A 16610-nucleotide genomic window follows, 5' to 3' on the forward strand; every position below is an offset into this window, starting at 1 on the left:
CTGTCGTGTCGCCCCGACGAACGCGGGGTTTTTCGCCGCTCCACGCCTCGGCTCTGTATGACCCAACGCTCCCTCCTCACCCGCGCGCTGTGGTTCGTCGTCGTCGGCTGGTGGGCCACGCCCGCCGTCGTCAACGTCGCCTGGCTGCTCTGTGGCACCGTCGTCGGTGCTCCCATCGGCGTCAAACTGATCAACCTCGTTCCGACGGTGCTGACCCTGAAGGAGCCGCGGTCGCTCGGCGACCCCTCGGCCGCCCGGGGCCAGCGCTCCCTCGCCGTTCGCGCCCTCTATTTCGTCTTCGTGGGCTGGTGGTTCGGCTGGCTCTGGGCGAACGTCGCGAGCTTCCTCGCGGTCACCATCGTCGGTCTGCCGCTCGCGATTCCGATGTTCGACCGCCTACCGCTCGTGACGTCGCTGTACCGGTTCGACGGGTGAGGGCATCGCCTGCCGACCCTCCGCGGCGCGGCTCCGAGCGATTTCGACGAGTCGAACGGTTTTTTGACTCCCCAGCCCTCTCGCCGACGAGGGCACGTAGCTCAGTCCGGATAGAGCGTCGGACTTCTAACTCCGAGCCCCCGGGGGAAGTCATCCGACGGTCGTGGGTTCAAATCCCATCGTGCCCGCTCACTCGTTTCACTCGTTCGCGGCCACGATGTAGTCCCACTCGCTCCCGTCAGTCGCTCGTGGGACTCCCATCGTGCCCGTGCCGCACCGCCGAGCGACAGCGAGGCGGTGCAAACTCCTGGTGGGATTTGAATCAGGGAGCGGCTTCGCCGCGACCGTGGTTCAAATCCCATCGTGCCCGCTCACTCGTTTCACTCGTTCGCGGCCACGATGTAGTCCCACTCGCTCCCGTCAGTCGCTCGCGGGACTCCCATCGTGTCCGTGGCAGTACCAACACGGCAGAATTTGGCCGCAGCGGGGATTTATTTCGGAGTGTCGAATGCGAGAATAGCCGGACTCGGAGTCCGTATCTCCCAACGGAATCCATCTATTTCGAGAAACTGACCAACGGGGCCACGTACCGGTTCAATCGAACCCATAGCGCTTGTGCGCCTCGTCGATGTCCACGATCTCGATCACGCGGACTTCCTCGTTCCCTTCGAGTACGTCGTAGGACGCGGTGTGAGTTCGCCCGATATGCAGCCGATACAGCTCCTCGCCCTCGACCACCAGCTTCTCCTTGTCACCGGATCCCGAATCCGGTCTCGGATACGGATCGTCCGCTAATTTCCGGAGGTTGTCCGTCACGATGCGTGTGCTCTTCTCGTCTAGCGCGGCGACGTACTCACGGGCCTCCGCCGCGAGGAGAACCTCATAACTCATCGAGCGCCGTCAGTTCGTCAGCGTCCGCTTCACGGACTTCCGTCGCTCGTTCGACGAGCTGTCGGCGCTGGTGTTCCTGGATCAGTTCCCTAAGCAGGTCGTCGTACGTCTCGCCCGCCCCCTTGAGCTCGTTCAGCTCCTTCCATCGCTCCTCCGTGACACAGAATCGAGGAGAAAGCCCACGACTTTAGTCGTGGGAGAAGTCACAGGCAAAAGGCTTCGGTGGACGAACTGCGTTCGCTACCATCGGGGTTGCGTATCGCCGGAGAATCGAATCCATCGTACCCGTGACGGCGTGGCCGAGCGACGGCGGGTCCGCCGAACTCCCCCACGAGGTCGTCCTTGAGCCGAACCGCTCCCTCATTGCTGTTTCCCATGGGCGAAAACGTTGGTTCTACACCTCGCCGACCAGATACGCCCCCAGATATCCGCCCAGGGCGCTCAGGCCGACGGTGTAGACGGCGGCGATCAGGCCGACGACGAGGACGACGAGGAGTCCGCCGATGCCCATCGCCCCGCCGTTCATGCCGATGGCGAAGAATCCGAGAAAGAAGACGGCGACGAGGCCGAAGAGGACGAGCGGCACCGTCGCGAAGGCCCCGGAGAGGGCGCCGATCCGGAGTCCCTCGGAGCTGTTGGCCTCGTTCAGGTAGGCGGCGACCCCTCCGCCGAGGGCGGGCGAGAAGGGGACGAACGACAACACGATGGTGACGACGGCACCGAGCAGCGCGTGGAGGGTCGAGTCGGAGACCATACGGGGACGAAACACCGCCCGTGAGAAAACGTCTTCGGCCCTACAGGCTCCGCTCGATGACGCGCTTCGCGGCCGTGGCCTTCTCCTTCCAGCCGTAGCCCGCCTCGTAGACGTGTCGCTTCTTCTCGACCAGTGCCTCGGGGCTCGCCTCCTCGAATCCGCCGCGGTCCCACGCGCCGCTGTCGCGCAGCCACTCCACGACGTTGGCCTTCGTCTCCTCCCAGGAGAGCCCCACCATCTCGTACCACGCGATCATGGCGAAGACGGCGTTGTCGTGACAGCCGGGGACGCTCCCGCGTTCGTAGACGGTCTTGATCGGGTCGCGGGTGGGCACCGACACCGCCTCGCGGTACTCCTCGGCGGGCAGGAGGCGGAGGCGGTCGTTGGCGTCGTCGACGCGGCCGTCGCGACGGAGGCGCTGGACGGCGGCCTGCCGCAGGGGGTCCCACTCCTCGACCGCCTCGGGGAGGGCGTCGGCGTCGGTGACCCCGCCCGAGAGGACGGCCACCACGTCGACGTAGGCGGCCTCGACGTCGGCCCACGGCGTCCCCTCGAACCGGCAGTCGGCGTCGTGCAGGCTGTTGGTCGTCCGGCAGTCGGGGCAGGGGTAGTCGAACGTCGGCACCTTCGTCACCAGTGGCGGCGCGAACTTAGGTCGTGTGGTCCGACCGTCGCGCTTATCCACCCCGCTCTACAACCGTTCGGCGATGCGTCCCGACCCGCTCTACGCCCGGTATCCCTTCCTGAGCGCGGCGCGGGCGGCGGTCCAGGAGGCCGACATCTCCCCGCCGCGGCTGGTCACCGAGGGAGACCCGGCGGTCGACCGCGCCCGCGAACGGGTCGAGCGGGCGCTCATGTCGGGCACCGTCGCCTCGGAGACGCCCGAGCGCTGGAGCGACCGGGACGAACTCCTCTCGTATCCCATCGCCCGGATCCTCGTCTCGCTGGTCGACGTCCGCGCCGCGGTCGAGAAGTACGCGAACGCGGAGGCGACGACGGCGTTCGAGCGCCTGCGGGCCGACCTCGCGGCCGACGACGAGGAGTTGCGGAGCGTCTCGACGCCCCGGGCCGACCTGTCGACGTTCCTCGACGAGTTCGACCTCGACGACGCCGTCCGGCGGGTCGGGGGCGAGCGCGGCCCGGACGACTTCCGCGTCGACGTCGACGCCTACCTCCGACTGGCCGACGCCGACTGGGGGGCGGACTGGCGACTGGTCAACCGCGACCTCGCGGACGGGACGGTGCCGGTCGAGCGCGCGGAACTCCACCGCCTGCTCCGCGAGGCCGTACGGCGGCGGGTGGCTGAGGGGCTCCCCTTCGAGGTGCGGGGGAGCGCCGGGGGCGACGCCCTCGCCGAGGCGCTCGACGACGACGTGACCGCGCTCCGCGACCGCCTCGCCGAGCGCGACCGCCTGCCCTCGGTCGACGTCGTCGACCCGGAGCGGTTCCCGCCGTGCATGCAGGCGCTGCTCGACGGCGAGGGCGACCTGCCGGCCCACTCGGCGTTCGCCGCCACCGCGTTTCTCGTCTCGCTGGGCCTCGACGCCGACGACATCGCGGCACGCTGGCCCGTCCTCGACGACGGCGACCTGTCCTACCGTGCGACGGTCCTCGCGGACGAAGGGGGCGGCGGGAGCCAGTATCCGGCCCCCTCGTGTGCGACGATGGACGCCTTCGGCGACTGCGTGAACCCGGACGAGCGCTGCGAGACCATCGACCACCCGCGACGGTACTACGCGGCGGCGGTGGCCGACGCCGAGTCGGCCGACGGCGCCGACTGAACTCGCTCCGTCAGTCCGCGAGAAGGATGCCCACGGCCGCCATCACGAGGATGAACACCGCGATGCTGGCGACGAGCGCCAGTCCGCCGGTCGACCCGAGGCCGCCGTCGTTGTAGGTGGTGCCGATGCCGAGGACGAGCGCGACGAAAACGCTCACTGCGCCGCCGGAGATGGCGATTTTCCGAGCCATCCCCTCTTCGAGGTCCATATTCGGGAATCCGCCGGCCCCGGCAAAAGAGCTTCGATGCTTTTCCCGCCACCGATTCGACCGTATTCGGCCGAGAGAACCCACGGAAACGAGGGTTTAGGTGCGTCGAGAACCAAGGAATACCGACGGGGCGAGAGCCGTTCCCGCTTCCGCCGCCGATCACGCGTCGGCGTCGCGACGGCCGCCCCGATCCGGCGGCCGCGGCGTCCGCCCCCGACGGATCACCCCACCATGACGCACCCAGCACACACACCCGCGTCACTGCCAGCCACCCGCTCGAAGACCACGCTCCCCGCCGCCGGCACGGCCGGTCGGTCGCGGCGCGCCCGCGTCGAACCCATGGCCGTCAGGCCGCTCCGCGACGGCCGGTACGCCGTCGAGACCGAGGGCGGGACGTACGTCGTCGACCTCGACGCCAACGCCTGCACCTGCCCGGACCACCAGCTCCGGCGGGCGCGCTGCAAACACCTCCGTCGGGTCGCCCTCGAAGTGACCGCGCGACTCGTCCCGCCGCCGGGGAAGCGAACCGCCGTCTGTGCGGTCTGTGGCGGGCGGACGTTCGTCCCCACGACCGTCGAGGGGCCGGCGCTCTGTTCGCGACACGCCGTCCGGCCGGGCGAGGTGGTCGCGGACCGCGAGACTGGCGACCGACTGCTCGTCGTCGCCGAGGCGGGCGCGCGGGCCGACCGCGTCGCGACCGACGAGGGCCGACTCGTCGCCGACTACCCATCCAACGCCGACTACGGCGCGCACGAACCGGTCGTTCGGGCCGTCTACGTCGATTCCCTCCGCCGCGACGGCGAGGTGCGGACCTACGCCTTCCCGGCCTCGCGGCTTCGCCGACTGCGGGACGCGACGCCCGCCGACGCGGCCGACGTGGGGCCGTCGTCGACGGACGCCGGCCCTTCGGCGACGACCGCCTAGGGGTCGTCGAGGCGCGCCTGCGTCGAGTGGCCGACGAGTTCGTCGAAGTCCGTCCCCTCGGCCAGCGCCGTCCCCTTTTTGACCCGGTAGTTGCCGCCGTCGGTGACGTAGAGGTCGCCGGGATGGAAGAAGTACCAGTCCTCGCGGTCGAACCTGACGGCGATCCGTGCGTTGGCGCCGAAGTTGCGGGCGAAGTAGATGAGGGATTCGACCTCCTCGCCGGAGAGGTAGATTGGATCGCCGCCGCTGGATTTCGCTTCGATGGCGTAGAAGCGCTCGCCGTCCCCGGCCAGCACGTCGGGCAGGTCGCGCTCGGTCGCGCTGCCGCTCGCGGGGGCACGCATCACCGCGAAGCCCGCCGCGTCGAGTTCGTTGACGAGTTCGCGCTCCCGGCGGTCACCCTTGCGGTTCGCGGACATACGTCGACTCGGCGGCGACGGCTCTTAAGTTGCGGGACCGGTGGCGCGACGTCGGGGGGGTTCCGCCGCGGCCGTCGCCCGTGTGGATCAGGCCTCCGTCTCCGTCGGGGCGACGTCGAACCGACTGCGGAACCGCTGTACCGCCTCGTCCGACCCGACGATCGTGAGTCGCTCCTCGCCGGTGAACTCCCGCTGAGGATCGACCGTAATCGACGGTCCGGAGTCGTCTTCGACGGCGATGACGCGACAGCCCGTCTCCTCGTAGATGCTCGACTCGGCGAGCGTCGTCCCGGCGAAGGGCGTCGCCGGGACGCGGACGATCCGGACCTGACTCGCCGGGGCGAGCACGTCCTCGCCGCGCAGTTCCCGGGCGACCATCCGGGCGCTGACCCGCGGGACCGAGAGGACGTAGTCGGCACCGGCGCTCAACGCCTTCCGCGTGGCGTCGGTGTCGCTCACCCGAACCAGTATCTCCACGTCCGGGTTCATCGACCGCGAAAGCACCGTGGCCAGGAGGGACGCCGAGTCGTCGGGGAGGCCGACGACGATGGCGTCCGCCCGCTTGATGCCGGCCTCCTGCAGGACCGACCGCGAGGCGGCGTCGCCGACGACGTCGACCCCGTCACGATCCTCGATGTCGACGGTCACGAAGTCGATCCCCGACTCCTCGACGACCGACCGTGCGGCCCGTCCGACCTCCCCCTGTCCGGCGAGGACGATCCGCTCGTGCTGTCGGGGGCTGGGTCGCCGCCGCGTGAACTCGCTGAACGCCTCCAGCGCCTCGTGGCCGCCCGAGACGAGCAACACCGTGTTCGGTCGGATGACCGCGTTCGGATCGGGGGGCAACTGCAGTTCGCCGTCGATCCACGCCCCGATGACGTTCGCACCCGTCCGCTCCCTGATTCGCGAGTCCCGGATCCGCGTCCCGACCAGCCGGCTCCCGTGGGCGACCGGTATCTCGACCACCTCCATGTCGGCGCCCAGGTCCACCGTGTCCGTCAGTTCCGCGCTGAACGAGGAGACGGCCTTCTCCGCGAGGCGGTGGCCCAGGACGCCGTGCGGGGAGAGCACGCTGTCCGCCCCGGCGTCCAGCAACACGTCACGGAGGTCGCTGTCGTCGGTGAGCGCGATGATCTCGACGTCCGGCCGGATCGACCGCACCGTCAGGATGGTGTTGACGTTCGCCGACCCGGCGTCCGTGATGACCGCCCGGGCGCTGTCGATGCTGGCCCGCTCGAACGCCGACGCGTCCTGCGGGGAGCCGTCGATGGCCGCGTACCCCTCGGCGGAGAGTTCCCGAGCGTCCTCCTCGGACGAGGATATCAGGACGTAGTCGATGCCGAGTTCCTCCAGTTCGTCGAGGAGGACGGTGGAGTCGCGGCGGTACTCACAGACGACGACGTGGTCCTCCTTGGGGGTGAGCCGGTCGTCGAGGTTGACCTCGGCGTCGGTGAAGAGAGGAATGATGATCAAGCGGAGCGTGAAAAAGCCGATGCCGATGCCGGAGATCTGGATCATCGCGACGAACAGGAACATCAGCGGGCGGCTCCAGTGCCCCGAGTCCTGGCCGTAGCCGGTCGTCGTCATCGTCTGGACGACGAACTCGAACGACGCGAAGATTGACTGATCGACGCCCTCCAGCCGCCACATCGCGACGTTGTACGCGACCGTGTAGACGAGCACGAGGACGGAGAGCCCCGTGAGGTAGTAGAGGATGAGCCGGTCCCGACGGGAGAGTTCGATATCCGAGAGCCGTTCGGGGAGCGAAACCATCGTGGAACGTCACTAGGTTTCCGTCGACCGATAAAAATACACGTCCCCCGACCGCGCTCCGGCCGGGGGCGGTCACTGCCCGCTCGGACGGGGCGTCGAATCAGGTGCCGTGGTCCCAGGAGTCCATGTACTCGCGCTGGTCGTCGCTCAGGTCGTCGATGGCGATGCCTTCGGCGTCGAGTTTCACCTCGGCGATCTCGCGGTCCAGTCGGTCCGGCACCTCGTGGACGCCGGCGTCGTAGGCGTCGGGGTTGGCGGCGAGTTCGCGCACGCAGACCGCCTGCACGCCGAAGCTCTGGTCCATCACCTCGACGGGGTGGCCCATCGACAGCGGCCCGGCGAGGTTCACCAGCCGCCCCTCCGCGAGGACGTTCACCCGGCGGCCGTCCGGGAGTTCGTACTCCTCGACGCCGTCGCGCACCTCCCGGCGCGAGACGGCCATCTCGTCGAGTTCCTCCAGGTTGATCTCGACGTCGAAGTGACCGGCGTTCGCGAGCAGGGCGCCGTCGCCCATCCGCTCGAAGTGCTCGCGGGTGATGACGTCGCGGTTGCCCGTCGTCGTCACGAAGAGGTCGCCCTCGCTCGCGGCTTCGTTCATCGGCATCACGTCGTAGCCCTCCATGTGTGCTTCGAGGGCGCGCCGGGGGTCCACCTCCGTGACGACGACGTCGGCGTTCATGCCCGCGGCCTTCTTGGCGACGCCCCGGCCGCAGTAGCCGTACCCCGCGACCACGACCGTCTTCCCCGCGACGGTGAGGTTCGTCGTCATCGCGACGTTGGTGAGCGCGGACTCGCCGGTGCCGTGGACGTTGTCGAACAGCGTCTTCATCGGCGTGTCGTTGACGGCGAACATCGGGTACTGCAGGGCGCCGTCGTCGGCCATCGACCGCAGGCGGTGGACGCCCGTGGTGGTCTCCTCGCACCCGCCCTTGAGCTGGGGAATCAGGTCGGGGTGTTCGTCGTGGACGTGGGTCACCATGTCGGCGCCGTCGTCGACGGTGATGGTGGGATCGACGCCGACGGCGGCCTCGATGGCGTCGTAATACTCGTCGGTGTCGACGCCGTGGACGGCGTAGGAGGTGACGCCGGAGACGGCGTGCAGCGCCGCGCTCACGTCGTCCTGCGTCGACAGCGGGTTGCAGCCGGTGATGGCCACCTCCGCGCCCCCGACGGCGAGGAGTTCGACGAGGACGGCCGTCTTGGCCTCGACGTGCATCGCCATCGCGATGCGCTCGCCGGACAGCGGTTCCTCGGCCGCGAACGTCTCCCGGAGTTCGGCGAGGATGGGCATGTGGGACTCGGCCCAGTCCATCTTCCGCCGCCCCTCGGCGCGGGCGGCCTCGGGGTCGTCCAGTCGCTCGGCTATCGTCGGAGCGGTCATACGCCTCGTAGCGCGAGGCGTGGCAAAACGCTACCGTCTCGAACGCCCGAGCGCGCCCCGCCGCGTCAGCGGGGGGCGCGCTCGACGGGTTCGAGACCTGCGGAGTTGCGGGAATGCCTACGCGCCCCGCCGCGTCAGCGGGGGGCGCGCTCGACGGGTTCGAGACCTGCGGAGTTGCGGGAATGCCTACGCGCCCCGCCGCGTCAGCGGGGGGCGCGCTCGACGGGTTCGAGACCCGCGGAGTTGCGGGAACGCCTACACCCCGGCCCGATCCAGCAGGGCCGCCGCCCGCTCGCTCGCCCGCGCCATCACTCGCTCCTCGTCGAGCGTCAGCACCTCGCGGTCGCGCATCACCACCCGCCCGTCACAGACCGTGTGGCGGACGTCCGACCCCCGGGCGGCGTACGCGAGGTGGCTCACGAGGTCGTGCCGTGGCGTCAGATGCGGGCTGTCGAGGGCGACCACCGCGAGGTCGGCCGCGGCGCCCGCCTCGATCCGACCGGCGTCGACGCCGAGGACGTCGGCGCCGCCGGCGGTCGCCATCCCGACGGCGTCGGGCGCGGCGACGGCGCTCGCGTCGTCGGCCGCGAGTTTGCCGAGCATGGCGGCGTCGCGCATCTCGTCGAACAGGTCGAGGTCGTTGTTCGAGGCGGCGCCGTCGGTGCCCAGGCCGACGGAGACGCCCGCGTCGAGGAGGCGCTGGACCGGCGCCATTCCCGAGGCGAGTTTCATGTTCGAGGCCGGACAGTGGACGACGCCCGTCCCCGTCTCCGCCAGCAGGTCGATCTCCCCTTCGTCGAGGTGGACGCCGTGTGCGAGGAAGTCCGACCCGGTACAGAGGCCGAGGTCCCGCGCCCACTCCAGGGGTCGTTCCCCCCGCTCCTCGACGATGGGGGCCACCTCGTCGACCGTCTCGTTGGCGTGGTAGTGAACCGGGACCCCGGCGTCGAGCGCCCCCTCGGCCGCCAGTTCCAGCAGGTCGGGCGTGACGGTGGTGAGGCTGTGGGGCATCACCGCCGTCCCGATCCGCCCGTCGGCGGCGCCGTCGAGTTTCCGGGCCATCTCGACGCTCTCCTCGACGTCGGCCCGGGCCGCCTCCTCCGCTTTGCCCGCCGCGATGGCGCCGTGACCGAGGACGGCCCGCAGCCCCGCCCGCTCGACGGCCGCGGCCGTGCGGTCGATCTCGAAGTACATGTCCGCGAACGTCGTCGTCCCCGACCGGATCATCTCCAGCAGACCGAGTTCGGCCCCCGCCTCGACGTCTTCGGGGTCGAGCGCCGCCTCGACGGGCCAGATGTCCTCCCGAAGCCACGATTCGAGGGGCTTGTCGTCGGCGTGCCCCCGAAGGAGCGTCATGGCGACGTGGGTGTGGGCGTTCACCAGCCCCGGGATCACGAGGCCGTCCGACGCGTCGAGGGTTTCGTCGCCCCCGAGGTTCGCATCGACCTCCAGGATTTCGCCCGCTCCCCGGTCCACGAGTACGTCCGCCTCGACGACCGACGCGTCCGGTCGGAGGACGCGCCCGCCCTGGATCGCGAGTGTTGCCATACCCCCACCTCGCCCCCGGTCGGGAAAAGGCTCCGGCTTCGGCGGAAAGACATATGCGACTCGGCCGGGGAGTGCCGACGATGCCCTCCATCACGCGCAGACGCGCCCTCCAGGGCGCCGTCGCGCTCGTCGCCGGCTTCGCCGGCTGCTCCGGCGACTCGTCGTCGAGCACGAACTACCCGTCCGAAGCGGACGGGAACATCGCGTTCGATCCCCGGTCGTACCGCCTGCGAACCACCGATCCCGGTCCCCTCGTCTGGACGGGCGAGCGCCCGACGCCCGAGGGCGACGAGGAGCGAGCCCACTACCGCCACCACGTGTTCGTCGCCAGCCCCGAGGAGGCCGACGCCGTCTCCTTCGCGGACGTCGACGGGGCCGACGGCGCCCGCGAGTTCCTCGACGCCACCGACTACGACGCCGAGACGGTGTTCGTCGAACAGTGGACCATCGAGGAGTGTTTCACGCCGAACCTCTGTTACGTCCAGTGGTCGGAGACGGACGTCGAGACGAGCTACGCCCGGCGCTACCGCGACGCCCACGTCCACTGCGAGGCCGACGCGCAGGACACGATCGCGACGCTGATCCGGATTCCCGCGGCCTTCGACCCGAGCGACGTCAACAGTTACGGGTCGAGCTACGGCTCCAGCACCTGCGAACGCGAGAACGAACTGCTCCGTCGCCGGCGCAACGAGTCCGACGGCTCGGGTGGTGGCCGGCCGTGACCGGGCGCCTGACGCGCCGCGGGGCGCTCGCCCTCCTCGGGACGCTCGCCGGCTGTAGCGGCGTGAACCCCCTCTCCTCGGGATCGGAGGAGGTCGACCTCGACGGGGCCGCGATCCGGGCGCTCGCCGACGGATCGGTCCCGGCCGCCCCCCGGCGACTCCCAATCGACGTCGGTTCGGATCACCTCGCGGCGACCGAGCGCCGGGCGCGGCGCCTCCTCGACGCCGTCCCCGCGTCGCTCGGCCCCGACGAGATTCCCAACGGCGCCATCCGAAAGCGGGTGCGCCACGCCCGCGAACACGCCGCCGAGAGCCTCTCGGAGGCGACGGCGGCGCCGACCCCGTTCGAGCGGCTTGAGGCCTTCGCGGACGCGCGAGCCGACGCCCGCTTCGCCGCCGCGGCGTGGCGTGCCGTCGACGAGGGGCTGACGCGCGACGACCTCGCCGAGGAGATCGAGGCGGTCCGCGAGGACCGGCGTGCGTTCCGGGAGCGGTGGCGGCACGTCGGCGCCGACCCCGTGGACGCGACGCGCGTTCACGCGGCCATCGAGCAGCGGATCGACCACCCGGGACCCGACGTCGGCGGCGACCCCCGCCGCTACCGCCCCGGGAACCCGCTCGGCGTCGGCGAAATCGCGGAGGAAATCGAGCAAGCGCGGGTCGCCGTCGACGACGCGGCCCACCTCTACGACCGGCTGACCGCGTCCCTCGACGACCCGACCGATCTGCGGCCGCGACTCGTCGACGCCCGCCGGCGACTCCGCGAGGCGTTCGAGGCCGAGCAGGCCGACCTGTCGTCGGTCGATCCGGAGGAGCCCTGGCGGATCGAGGGGGCCGACGTCGACGTCGACGTCGAGGAGACGCCGGCCGCGGAGGCGCTGGATGAACTCTTCCGCCCGATCAACCCCGAGTACGACGAGGGGTGGGAGGAGACGACGCCCGCCCGGGCGCTCACCTGGGCACACGCCGCCTTCGTCACTCTGAACGCCTTCACCTCGCTGCGCGAGCGGGTTCGCGAGGGCGAGACGTTCGCCCTCGACTCGGCCGACGACGTGGCCGCCGTGCGCACGGCCGCCGTCGAGGCGCTCCGGTGGGCCGAGGAGAACCCGGCGGAACCGACGCTGACGCGGCTGTCGACGCCCGACCTGTCGGATCAGCTGACGTGGGTCGACGAGGAACTCCGGTCCGTCGACGACACCGTCCACGCGGCGTGGCTCCGCAACGACGTCGCGACGTACCTGACCGTCGAAGCGCGGTCGCGGACGACGCCGCCGGCGAGTCGGCGGGTGGCCGAGGCGCTTCGCGGGGGGTAGGCGCGGGCCGCCGCCCCGCTCGATTCGAGGCCGACGGGGGTCGGCCTCGCAGCCGCGTCGCCCCGAGGCCTCGCTCCCTTCGGTTCCGCCCCGCTCCGCGGCTCGCGTTGCTCGCCGCATCGCCCCGAGGCCTCGCTCCCTTCGGTCGCTCGGCCTCGCCTCCGAAAGGCAGTTGTCCCGTGGCCGAGAGATGACTGACAATGCGCATCGCCGTTCCCAACAAGGGCCGCCTGCACGACCCGTCCATCGACCTGCTGGAACGCGCCGGCCTGCACCTCGAAGGCGGCGCGGACCGGAAACTCTACGCGGACACGGTCGACCCGGACGTGACCGCGCTGTTCGCCCGCGCGGCCGACATCCCCGAGTACGTCGCCGACGGCGCCGCGGCCGTGGGGATCACGGGGCTCGATCAGGCCCGCGAGTCCGGTCACGACCTCGTGGACCTGCTGGACCTGGAGTTCGGGCGCTGTCGACTCGTCGTCGCGGCGCCCGAGGACGGGCGGATCGAGACGGTCGCGGACCTCGCGGGCGGCACCGTCGCCACCGAGTTCCCCCGGATCACCCGCGACTTCTTCGACGAGCGCGGCGTCGACGCCGAGGTGGTCGAGGTGACGGGCGCGACGGAACTCACCCCCCACGTCGACATGGCCGACGCCATCGTCGACATCACCTCGACCGGGACGACCCTCCGGGTCAACCGCCTCGCCGAGATCGAGGAGGTGCTGTCGAGTTCGGTGCGCCTGTTCGCCCGCCCCGACGTCGTCGACGACGAGAAGGTCTGGCAACTGGTGACCGCCTTCGAGTCCGTCCTCGCGGCCGAGGACCGCCGCTACCTCATGTTGAACGTCCCCGAGGACCGCCTCGACGACGTGCGCGACGTACTCCCGGGGATGGGTGGGCCGACCGTCATGGACGTCGCGGGCAGCGACGACGTGGCCGTCCACGCCGTCGTCGAGGAGCGCGCCGTCTTCGCCGTCATCACCGACCTCAAGGCCCTGGGCGCGAGCGACATCCTCGTCACCGAGATCGAGCGGCTGGTGGAGTAGTCACTCGTCGGGTCGGGGCTCCCACCGCTCCGCGTCGACGGCCTCGCCGCCGGCCCGCAGGTCGGGCGTCGTCACCGCCGGATGGATCGCCAGCGCCCCGGTTCGCCACCGCGCCCAGAGCGCGATGGCGGCCGTCCCGAGCGCCATCGCGCCGACGCCGAGGAGCCCCGCCTCGGGGCCGAACGCGCCGCCGGTGAGGAGTCGCGGCCCCGACGTCTCGACGACGACGACGCTCGCGCCGACGCCGAGCCCCGAGACGGGGAAGCCGTAGACGCCGCCCTGAAACAGGTTCCAGGTGACGTGGAGGCCGACGGGCACCGCGAGTTCGCCCGTCAGGACGTAGCCCGCGGCCAGCATCACCCCCGCGACGACGATGGCGACGGTGCTCAGGGTCGTGGCGTTGGGGTTGGTGGCGTGCGCGAGGCCGAAGACGAGCGACGAGACCAGGGTGGCGGCGGCGACGGCGCCGCGTTCGCCGACCCAGCCGACCAGCCCCTCCGCCGCGTTCGTCAGGAGGTAGCCCCGCGCGAGCAGTTCCTCGTAGACCCCGACGAGCAGGAAGACGCCGACGAGGCCGAGGAATCGGACGGCGAAGCCGGCACGCGGCTGGACCGTCCCCGTGATCCGAACCCACCCGGCGGCGAGGTAGACGAGAAAGAGCAGCGTCATCAGGCCGGCACCGAGGGCGAGGCCGAACCCGCAGTCGAGCCACCAGTCCCGATCCAGTCGGAAGCCGAAGTCCCGCAGGTGACGCCGATCGACGTACCGCCCGGCGATCAGAGTCGACAGCGAGACGACGCCGCCCGTGAGGGCGACGCCGAGGACGGCGCTCGCCGCCGTCGCGGCCGCCTCGCCGAACGCCGCTTCGAGGGCCGTCCGGACCCCGCCGAGGGCGCCGCCCGCTCCGAGGCTCGTTCCGATCGCCAGCAGGGCGGTGACGACGACCAGCAGGACGACCCGGAGGAGCGCCCGGGGGCGACGCTCGGCGTCGTTCCACAGCAGCGTTCGGGGACCCATCGCCCACACGTCCGTGACGGCCCCCCATAGGGATTGCCGTCGACCGGGCCGGCCGACGGCCTAAAATCACAACGAGAAAATATAATGAATATATGCACAAATTACGTGTGGGTTGCGAACGAAGCACACGCTATGAGCTCCGCCACCGCCGACCTCGTTCCGGCGCTCGACTCGCCGCTCGACGCGGTCGATTCGCTCCTCACGACCGGCGCCGTCCTCGGGGTCACGACGTACGCCGCGAGCCTCCTCCTCGGGAACGTCGAGACGGCGACGGCGGGCGTCGGTCTCGGGGTCGTCTGTGCTCTCGGGACGCTCGCCGTCCGCAGCGCGCGCGGGGTCGCGGGCGCGCTGTGATTACCCCGGCGCCGACCGGACGAGCACGTAGAGGCTGAAGAGGACGCTCCCGAGGATGACGCTGACGACGGCGTGGACCCCGGTGACGGCGGCGGTCAGCCGGCGGTCGAGGCCGTAGACGTACCCGACGAGCGCGGCGTCGAGGACGAGCGCGACGACCACCGCGGGTATCGAGGGGAGTTCGAGCGCCGTGGCGACGACGGCGACGGCGGCGGGGACGGGACCGACGAGGAAGGCGTTCCTGATCGGCACGTCCCCGAGGACGTTCCGGGCGGCGATGTGGGCGGTCAGCGACAGGAACAGCGCGAAGAGCGCGACGGTGCCGGCGACGGCGACGGCCGGGGCCGACCCGACGCCCGACTGCAGGGGACCCATCCGGGGGGATCAGCCCAGCAGGCCCAACTCTTCGAGCCTGGAGACGATGACGTCGACGGCTTCCTCGGCGTCCTCGGGCTGTTTGCCGCCCGTGATGACGAGTTTGCCCGAGCCGAAGAGGAGCGCGACCACGTCGGGGTCGTCGAGGCGGTAGACCAGCCCCGGGAACTGCTCGGGTTCGTACTCGATGTTCTCCAGACCGAGGCCGATGGCGATGGCGTTCAGGTTGAGGTTGCGGCCTAGGTCCGCGCTCGTGACGATGTTCTGGACGACGATGTCGGGGTCCTCGTCGACGTCGATGCGCAGGTCGCGGAGTTTGTCGAAGACGATGTGGAGGCTCTCGTGGACGTCGTCGGTGGACTTCGCGCCCGTGCAGACGATCTTGCCGGATCGGAAGATCAGCGCCGCCGACTTCGGGTTCTGCGTCCGGTAGACGAGGCCGGGAAACTGCTCGGGGTCGTAGTCGGCCCCTTCCAGGTCCATCGCGACGCTCTGAAGGTCGAGTTCCTGGCCGATGCCAGTAGAAGCCACCACGTTCTCGATGTTTATCGTCTCCTTGGGGTCGGTCATGTATCGACTTAAGTGTCGTATTTAAGGTTCAAAAAGGTTGGTGCGAGTGGCTGATAGGTCACGCCGGTGAGCGATCGGCGGCGGGTCCGGTATCCTCATGCCCGCGGGCCGCCGACGGGGACGCGTGTACGGTCTCGAACTCGCGGGCGAGGACGACGCCTTCGCGGCCCGGGAGGCGGCGTGTGCGGCGACGGCCGTCGAGGTCGTCGCCCCCGGCCTCGCGACGGCCCGCGGCGTCGACGCCGACCGCCTCCGGACGCTCGCGTACACCCACCGCGCGAGCCGCCTGCTCGGTCGGTGTGCGGCGAGCGTCGACGCCGCGCGCGCCCTCGTCGAGGCGTCGGCGCTGGATCGAACGGGGACGGTCGCCGTCCGCGCCCGCGACGTGCGGGGGACGGCCGGCGTCGACACCCGGCGCGCCGAGCGGGAACTGGGGTCGGCACTCGTCGACCGCGGCTTCGCGGTCGACCTCGACGCCCCCGACCACGAACTCCGGGCGTGCTTCGCCGACGACACCTGCCTCGTCGGGTGGCTGGTCGCCGAGAGCGTCCGCGACTACGGCGACCGCCTCCCCACCGACCGCCCCTTCTTCCAGCCGGGGAGCATGGCGCCGCTGGACGCCCGGGCGCTCGTCAACCTCGTCGGCGTCGACCCCGGCGACACCCTCCTCGATCCGATGTGTGGCACCGGCGGCACTCTGATCGAGGCGGGGTTGATCGGCGCGCGGCCGGTCGGCGTCGACGCCCAGCGGAAGATGGTGCGGGGCGCCCGCGAGAACTGCCGGGCGTACAGAGGCGACGCTCAGGTCCTGCGCGGCGACGCGACCCGCCTGCCCCTCGTCGACGACGCCGTCGACGGCGTCGTCTTCGACGCGCCCTACGGTCGACAGTCGAAGATCGAACGCCACTCGCTGGCCGACCTCGTGGCCGGCGCGCTCTCCGAGGCCCGGCGCGTGGCCCCGTGTGCGGTGGTCGTCGGCGACCGCTCGTGGCGCGAGGCGGCGGTCGAGAGCGGGTGGACCGTCGAGACGACGTTCGAGCGCCGGGTCCACCGCTCGCTCACGCGACACGTCCACCTGCTGTCGCGGTAGCGGGACGGC

Annotated in this window: 19 protein-coding genes and 1 tRNA gene; 9 read left to right on the forward strand and 11 right to left on the reverse strand. The window is 70.8% G+C overall.

Annotation, left to right across the window (positions count from 1 at the left end; genetic code table 11):
* Positions 1–57: 57 nt before the first annotated feature.
* Positions 58–435, forward strand: coding sequence for a YccF domain-containing protein (locus tag NBT67_RS13330; RefSeq protein ID WP_251342257.1), 378 nt, complete (start codon positions 58–60; stop codon positions 433–435).
* A gap of 90 nt (positions 436–525) precedes the next feature.
* Positions 526–623 (forward strand) — tRNA-Arg (locus NBT67_RS13335).
* A gap of 406 nt (positions 624–1029) precedes the next feature.
* Here NBT67_RS13335 and NBT67_RS13340 read toward each other — a convergent pair.
* The 3 genes from NBT67_RS13340 to NBT67_RS13350 all read right to left on the reverse strand — a co-directional run bounded on the left by NBT67_RS13340 (position 1030) and on the right by NBT67_RS13350 (position 2705).
* On the reverse strand, positions 1030–1326 hold the full coding sequence (locus NBT67_RS13340) for a type II toxin-antitoxin system RelE family toxin (RefSeq protein WP_251342258.1): 297 nt from the start codon (positions 1324–1326) through the stop codon (positions 1030–1032).
* A 394-nt stretch (positions 1327–1720) separates the two neighbouring features.
* Complete coding sequence (locus tag NBT67_RS13345; protein ID WP_251342259.1) at positions 1721–2080, reverse strand: DUF5518 domain-containing protein; 360 nt, start codon at positions 2078–2080, stop codon at positions 1721–1723.
* A gap of 40 nt (positions 2081–2120) precedes the next feature.
* Positions 2121–2705, reverse strand: a complete 585-nt coding sequence (locus NBT67_RS13350; protein ID WP_251342260.1) for a DUF7474 family protein — start codon at positions 2703–2705, stop codon at positions 2121–2123.
* A gap of 82 nt (positions 2706–2787) precedes the next feature.
* Between NBT67_RS13350 and NBT67_RS13355 the strand changes: the two genes are divergently transcribed.
* Complete coding sequence (locus NBT67_RS13355) at positions 2788–3861, forward strand: DNA primase large subunit PriL (RefSeq protein ID WP_251342261.1); 1074 nt, start codon at positions 2788–2790, stop codon at positions 3859–3861.
* A 10-nt stretch (positions 3862–3871) separates the two neighbouring features.
* Here the strand turns inward: NBT67_RS13355 and NBT67_RS13360 are convergent, their stop codons facing one another.
* Entirely contained in the window at positions 3872–4069 is a 198-nt protein-coding gene (locus NBT67_RS13360) for a DUF7472 family protein (protein WP_251342262.1), read from the reverse strand.
* 231 nt (positions 4070–4300) lie between these two features.
* Here NBT67_RS13360 and NBT67_RS13365 point away from each other — a divergent pair, with 231 nt between their 5' ends.
* Positions 4301–4993: an SWIM zinc finger family protein gene (locus tag NBT67_RS13365; protein WP_251342263.1), complete on the forward strand. Its 693-nt coding sequence runs from the start codon at positions 4301–4303 to the stop codon at positions 4991–4993.
* On the opposite strand, the gene hjc is transcribed toward NBT67_RS13365, so the two are convergent.
* From hjc to NBT67_RS13385, 4 genes are all read right to left on the reverse strand, one after another.
* On the reverse strand, positions 4990–5412 hold the full coding sequence (hjc, locus tag NBT67_RS13370) for a Holliday junction resolvase Hjc (RefSeq protein WP_251342264.1): 423 nt from the start codon (positions 5410–5412) through the stop codon (positions 4990–4992). The two genes, NBT67_RS13365 and hjc, sit on opposite strands and share 4 nt — an antisense overlap.
* 87 nt (positions 5413–5499) lie before the next feature.
* Entirely contained in the window at positions 5500–7185 is a 1686-nt protein-coding gene (locus NBT67_RS13375; protein ID WP_251342265.1) for an NAD-binding protein, read from the reverse strand.
* A gap of 100 nt (positions 7186–7285) precedes the next feature.
* Entirely contained in the window at positions 7286–8566 is a 1281-nt protein-coding gene (locus NBT67_RS13380) for an adenosylhomocysteinase (protein ID WP_251342266.1), read from the reverse strand.
* A 255-nt stretch (positions 8567–8821) separates the two neighbouring features.
* Positions 8822–10114: an amidohydrolase gene (locus tag NBT67_RS13385; protein ID WP_251342267.1), complete on the reverse strand. Its 1293-nt coding sequence runs from the start codon at positions 10112–10114 to the stop codon at positions 8822–8824.
* An 80-nt stretch (positions 10115–10194) separates the two neighbouring features.
* On the opposite strand from NBT67_RS13385, the gene NBT67_RS13390 reads away from it, so the two are divergent.
* From NBT67_RS13390 to hisG, 3 genes are all read left to right on the forward strand, one after another.
* Positions 10195–10836, forward strand: coding sequence for a hypothetical protein (locus tag NBT67_RS13390; protein ID WP_251342268.1), 642 nt, complete (start codon positions 10195–10197; stop codon positions 10834–10836).
* Positions 10833–12149 (forward strand): hypothetical protein, encoded by a 1317-nt coding sequence (locus NBT67_RS13395; RefSeq protein ID WP_251342269.1) that lies wholly within the window; start codon positions 10833–10835, stop codon positions 12147–12149. The genes NBT67_RS13390 and NBT67_RS13395 overlap by 4 nt, the downstream gene beginning before the upstream one ends.
* Positions 12150–12349: 200 nt before the next feature.
* Positions 12350–13195 carry an ATP phosphoribosyltransferase gene (gene hisG / locus NBT67_RS13400; RefSeq protein ID WP_251342270.1) on the forward strand — a complete coding sequence of 282 codons (846 nt, stop codon included), beginning with the start codon at positions 12350–12352 and terminating at the stop codon, positions 13193–13195.
* On the opposite strand, the gene NBT67_RS13405 is transcribed toward hisG, so the two are convergent.
* Complete coding sequence (locus NBT67_RS13405; RefSeq protein WP_251342271.1) at positions 13196–14212, reverse strand: CPBP family intramembrane glutamic endopeptidase; 1017 nt, start codon at positions 14210–14212, stop codon at positions 13196–13198.
* 132 nt (positions 14213–14344) lie between these two features.
* Here NBT67_RS13405 and NBT67_RS13410 point away from each other — a divergent pair, with 132 nt between their 5' ends.
* On the forward strand, positions 14345–14566 hold the full coding sequence (locus NBT67_RS13410) for a hypothetical protein (RefSeq protein ID WP_251342272.1): 222 nt from the start codon (positions 14345–14347) through the stop codon (positions 14564–14566).
* Here the strand turns inward: NBT67_RS13410 and NBT67_RS13415 are convergent, their stop codons facing one another.
* Positions 14567–14941 (reverse strand): DUF7473 family protein, encoded by a 375-nt coding sequence (locus tag NBT67_RS13415; protein WP_251342273.1) that lies wholly within the window; start codon positions 14939–14941, stop codon positions 14567–14569.
* Between the two features lie 9 nt (positions 14942–14950).
* A complete protein-coding gene (locus tag NBT67_RS13420) occupies positions 14951–15511 on the reverse strand; it encodes a TATA-box-binding protein (protein WP_251342274.1) in 561 nt (186 codons plus the stop codon).
* A 124-nt stretch (positions 15512–15635) separates the two neighbouring features.
* Here NBT67_RS13420 and NBT67_RS13425 point away from each other — a divergent pair, with 124 nt between their 5' ends.
* Positions 15636–16601 (forward strand): methyltransferase domain-containing protein, encoded by a 966-nt coding sequence (locus tag NBT67_RS13425; protein ID WP_425498877.1) that lies wholly within the window; start codon positions 15636–15638, stop codon positions 16599–16601.
* Positions 16602–16610: the final 9 nt, after the last annotated feature.

The organism is Haloplanus sp. GDY1 (genome assembly GCF_023703775.1).
Lineage (GTDB): Archaea > Halobacteriota > Halobacteria > Halobacteriales > Haloferacaceae > Haloplanus > Haloplanus halophilus.

What these genes read in the sequence shown, in the direction of transcription:
- NBT67_RS13330 (WP_251342257.1), top strand. Translation starts at nt 58, where the DNA reads ATGACCCAACGCTCCCTCCTCACCCGCGCGCTGTGGTTCGTCGTCGTC.
- NBT67_RS13340 (WP_251342258.1), bottom strand. Translation starts at nt 1,326, where the DNA reads ATGAGTTATGAGGTTCTCCTCGCGGCGGAGGCCCGTGAGTACGTCGCC.
- NBT67_RS13345 (WP_251342259.1), bottom strand. Translation starts at nt 2,080, where the DNA reads ATGGTCTCCGACTCGACCCTCCACGCGCTGCTCGGTGCCGTCGTCACC.
- NBT67_RS13355 (WP_251342261.1), top strand. Translation starts at nt 2,788, where the DNA reads ATGCGTCCCGACCCGCTCTACGCCCGGTATCCCTTCCTGAGCGCGGCG.
- NBT67_RS13360 (WP_251342262.1), bottom strand. Translation starts at nt 4,069, where the DNA reads ATGGACCTCGAAGAGGGGATGGCTCGGAAAATCGCCATCTCCGGCGGC.
- NBT67_RS13365 (WP_251342263.1), top strand. Translation starts at nt 4,301, where the DNA reads ATGACGCACCCAGCACACACACCCGCGTCACTGCCAGCCACCCGCTCG.
- hjc (WP_251342264.1), bottom strand. Translation starts at nt 5,412, where the DNA reads ATGTCCGCGAACCGCAAGGGTGACCGCCGGGAGCGCGAACTCGTCAAC.
- NBT67_RS13375 (WP_251342265.1), bottom strand. Translation starts at nt 7,185, where the DNA reads ATGGTTTCGCTCCCCGAACGGCTCTCGGATATCGAACTCTCCCGTCGG.
- NBT67_RS13380 (WP_251342266.1), bottom strand. Translation starts at nt 8,566, where the DNA reads ATGACCGCTCCGACGATAGCCGAGCGACTGGACGACCCCGAGGCCGCC.
- NBT67_RS13385 (WP_251342267.1), bottom strand. Translation starts at nt 10,114, where the DNA reads ATGGCAACACTCGCGATCCAGGGCGGGCGCGTCCTCCGACCGGACGCG.
- NBT67_RS13390 (WP_251342268.1), top strand. Translation starts at nt 10,195, where the DNA reads ATGCCCTCCATCACGCGCAGACGCGCCCTCCAGGGCGCCGTCGCGCTC.
- hisG (WP_251342270.1), top strand. Translation starts at nt 12,350, where the DNA reads ATGCGCATCGCCGTTCCCAACAAGGGCCGCCTGCACGACCCGTCCATC.
- NBT67_RS13405 (WP_251342271.1), bottom strand. Translation starts at nt 14,212, where the DNA reads ATGGGTCCCCGAACGCTGCTGTGGAACGACGCCGAGCGTCGCCCCCGG.
- NBT67_RS13410 (WP_251342272.1), top strand. Translation starts at nt 14,345, where the DNA reads ATGAGCTCCGCCACCGCCGACCTCGTTCCGGCGCTCGACTCGCCGCTC.
- NBT67_RS13415 (WP_251342273.1), bottom strand. Translation starts at nt 14,941, where the DNA reads ATGGGTCCCCTGCAGTCGGGCGTCGGGTCGGCCCCGGCCGTCGCCGTC.
- NBT67_RS13420 (WP_251342274.1), bottom strand. Translation starts at nt 15,511, where the DNA reads ATGACCGACCCCAAGGAGACGATAAACATCGAGAACGTGGTGGCTTCT.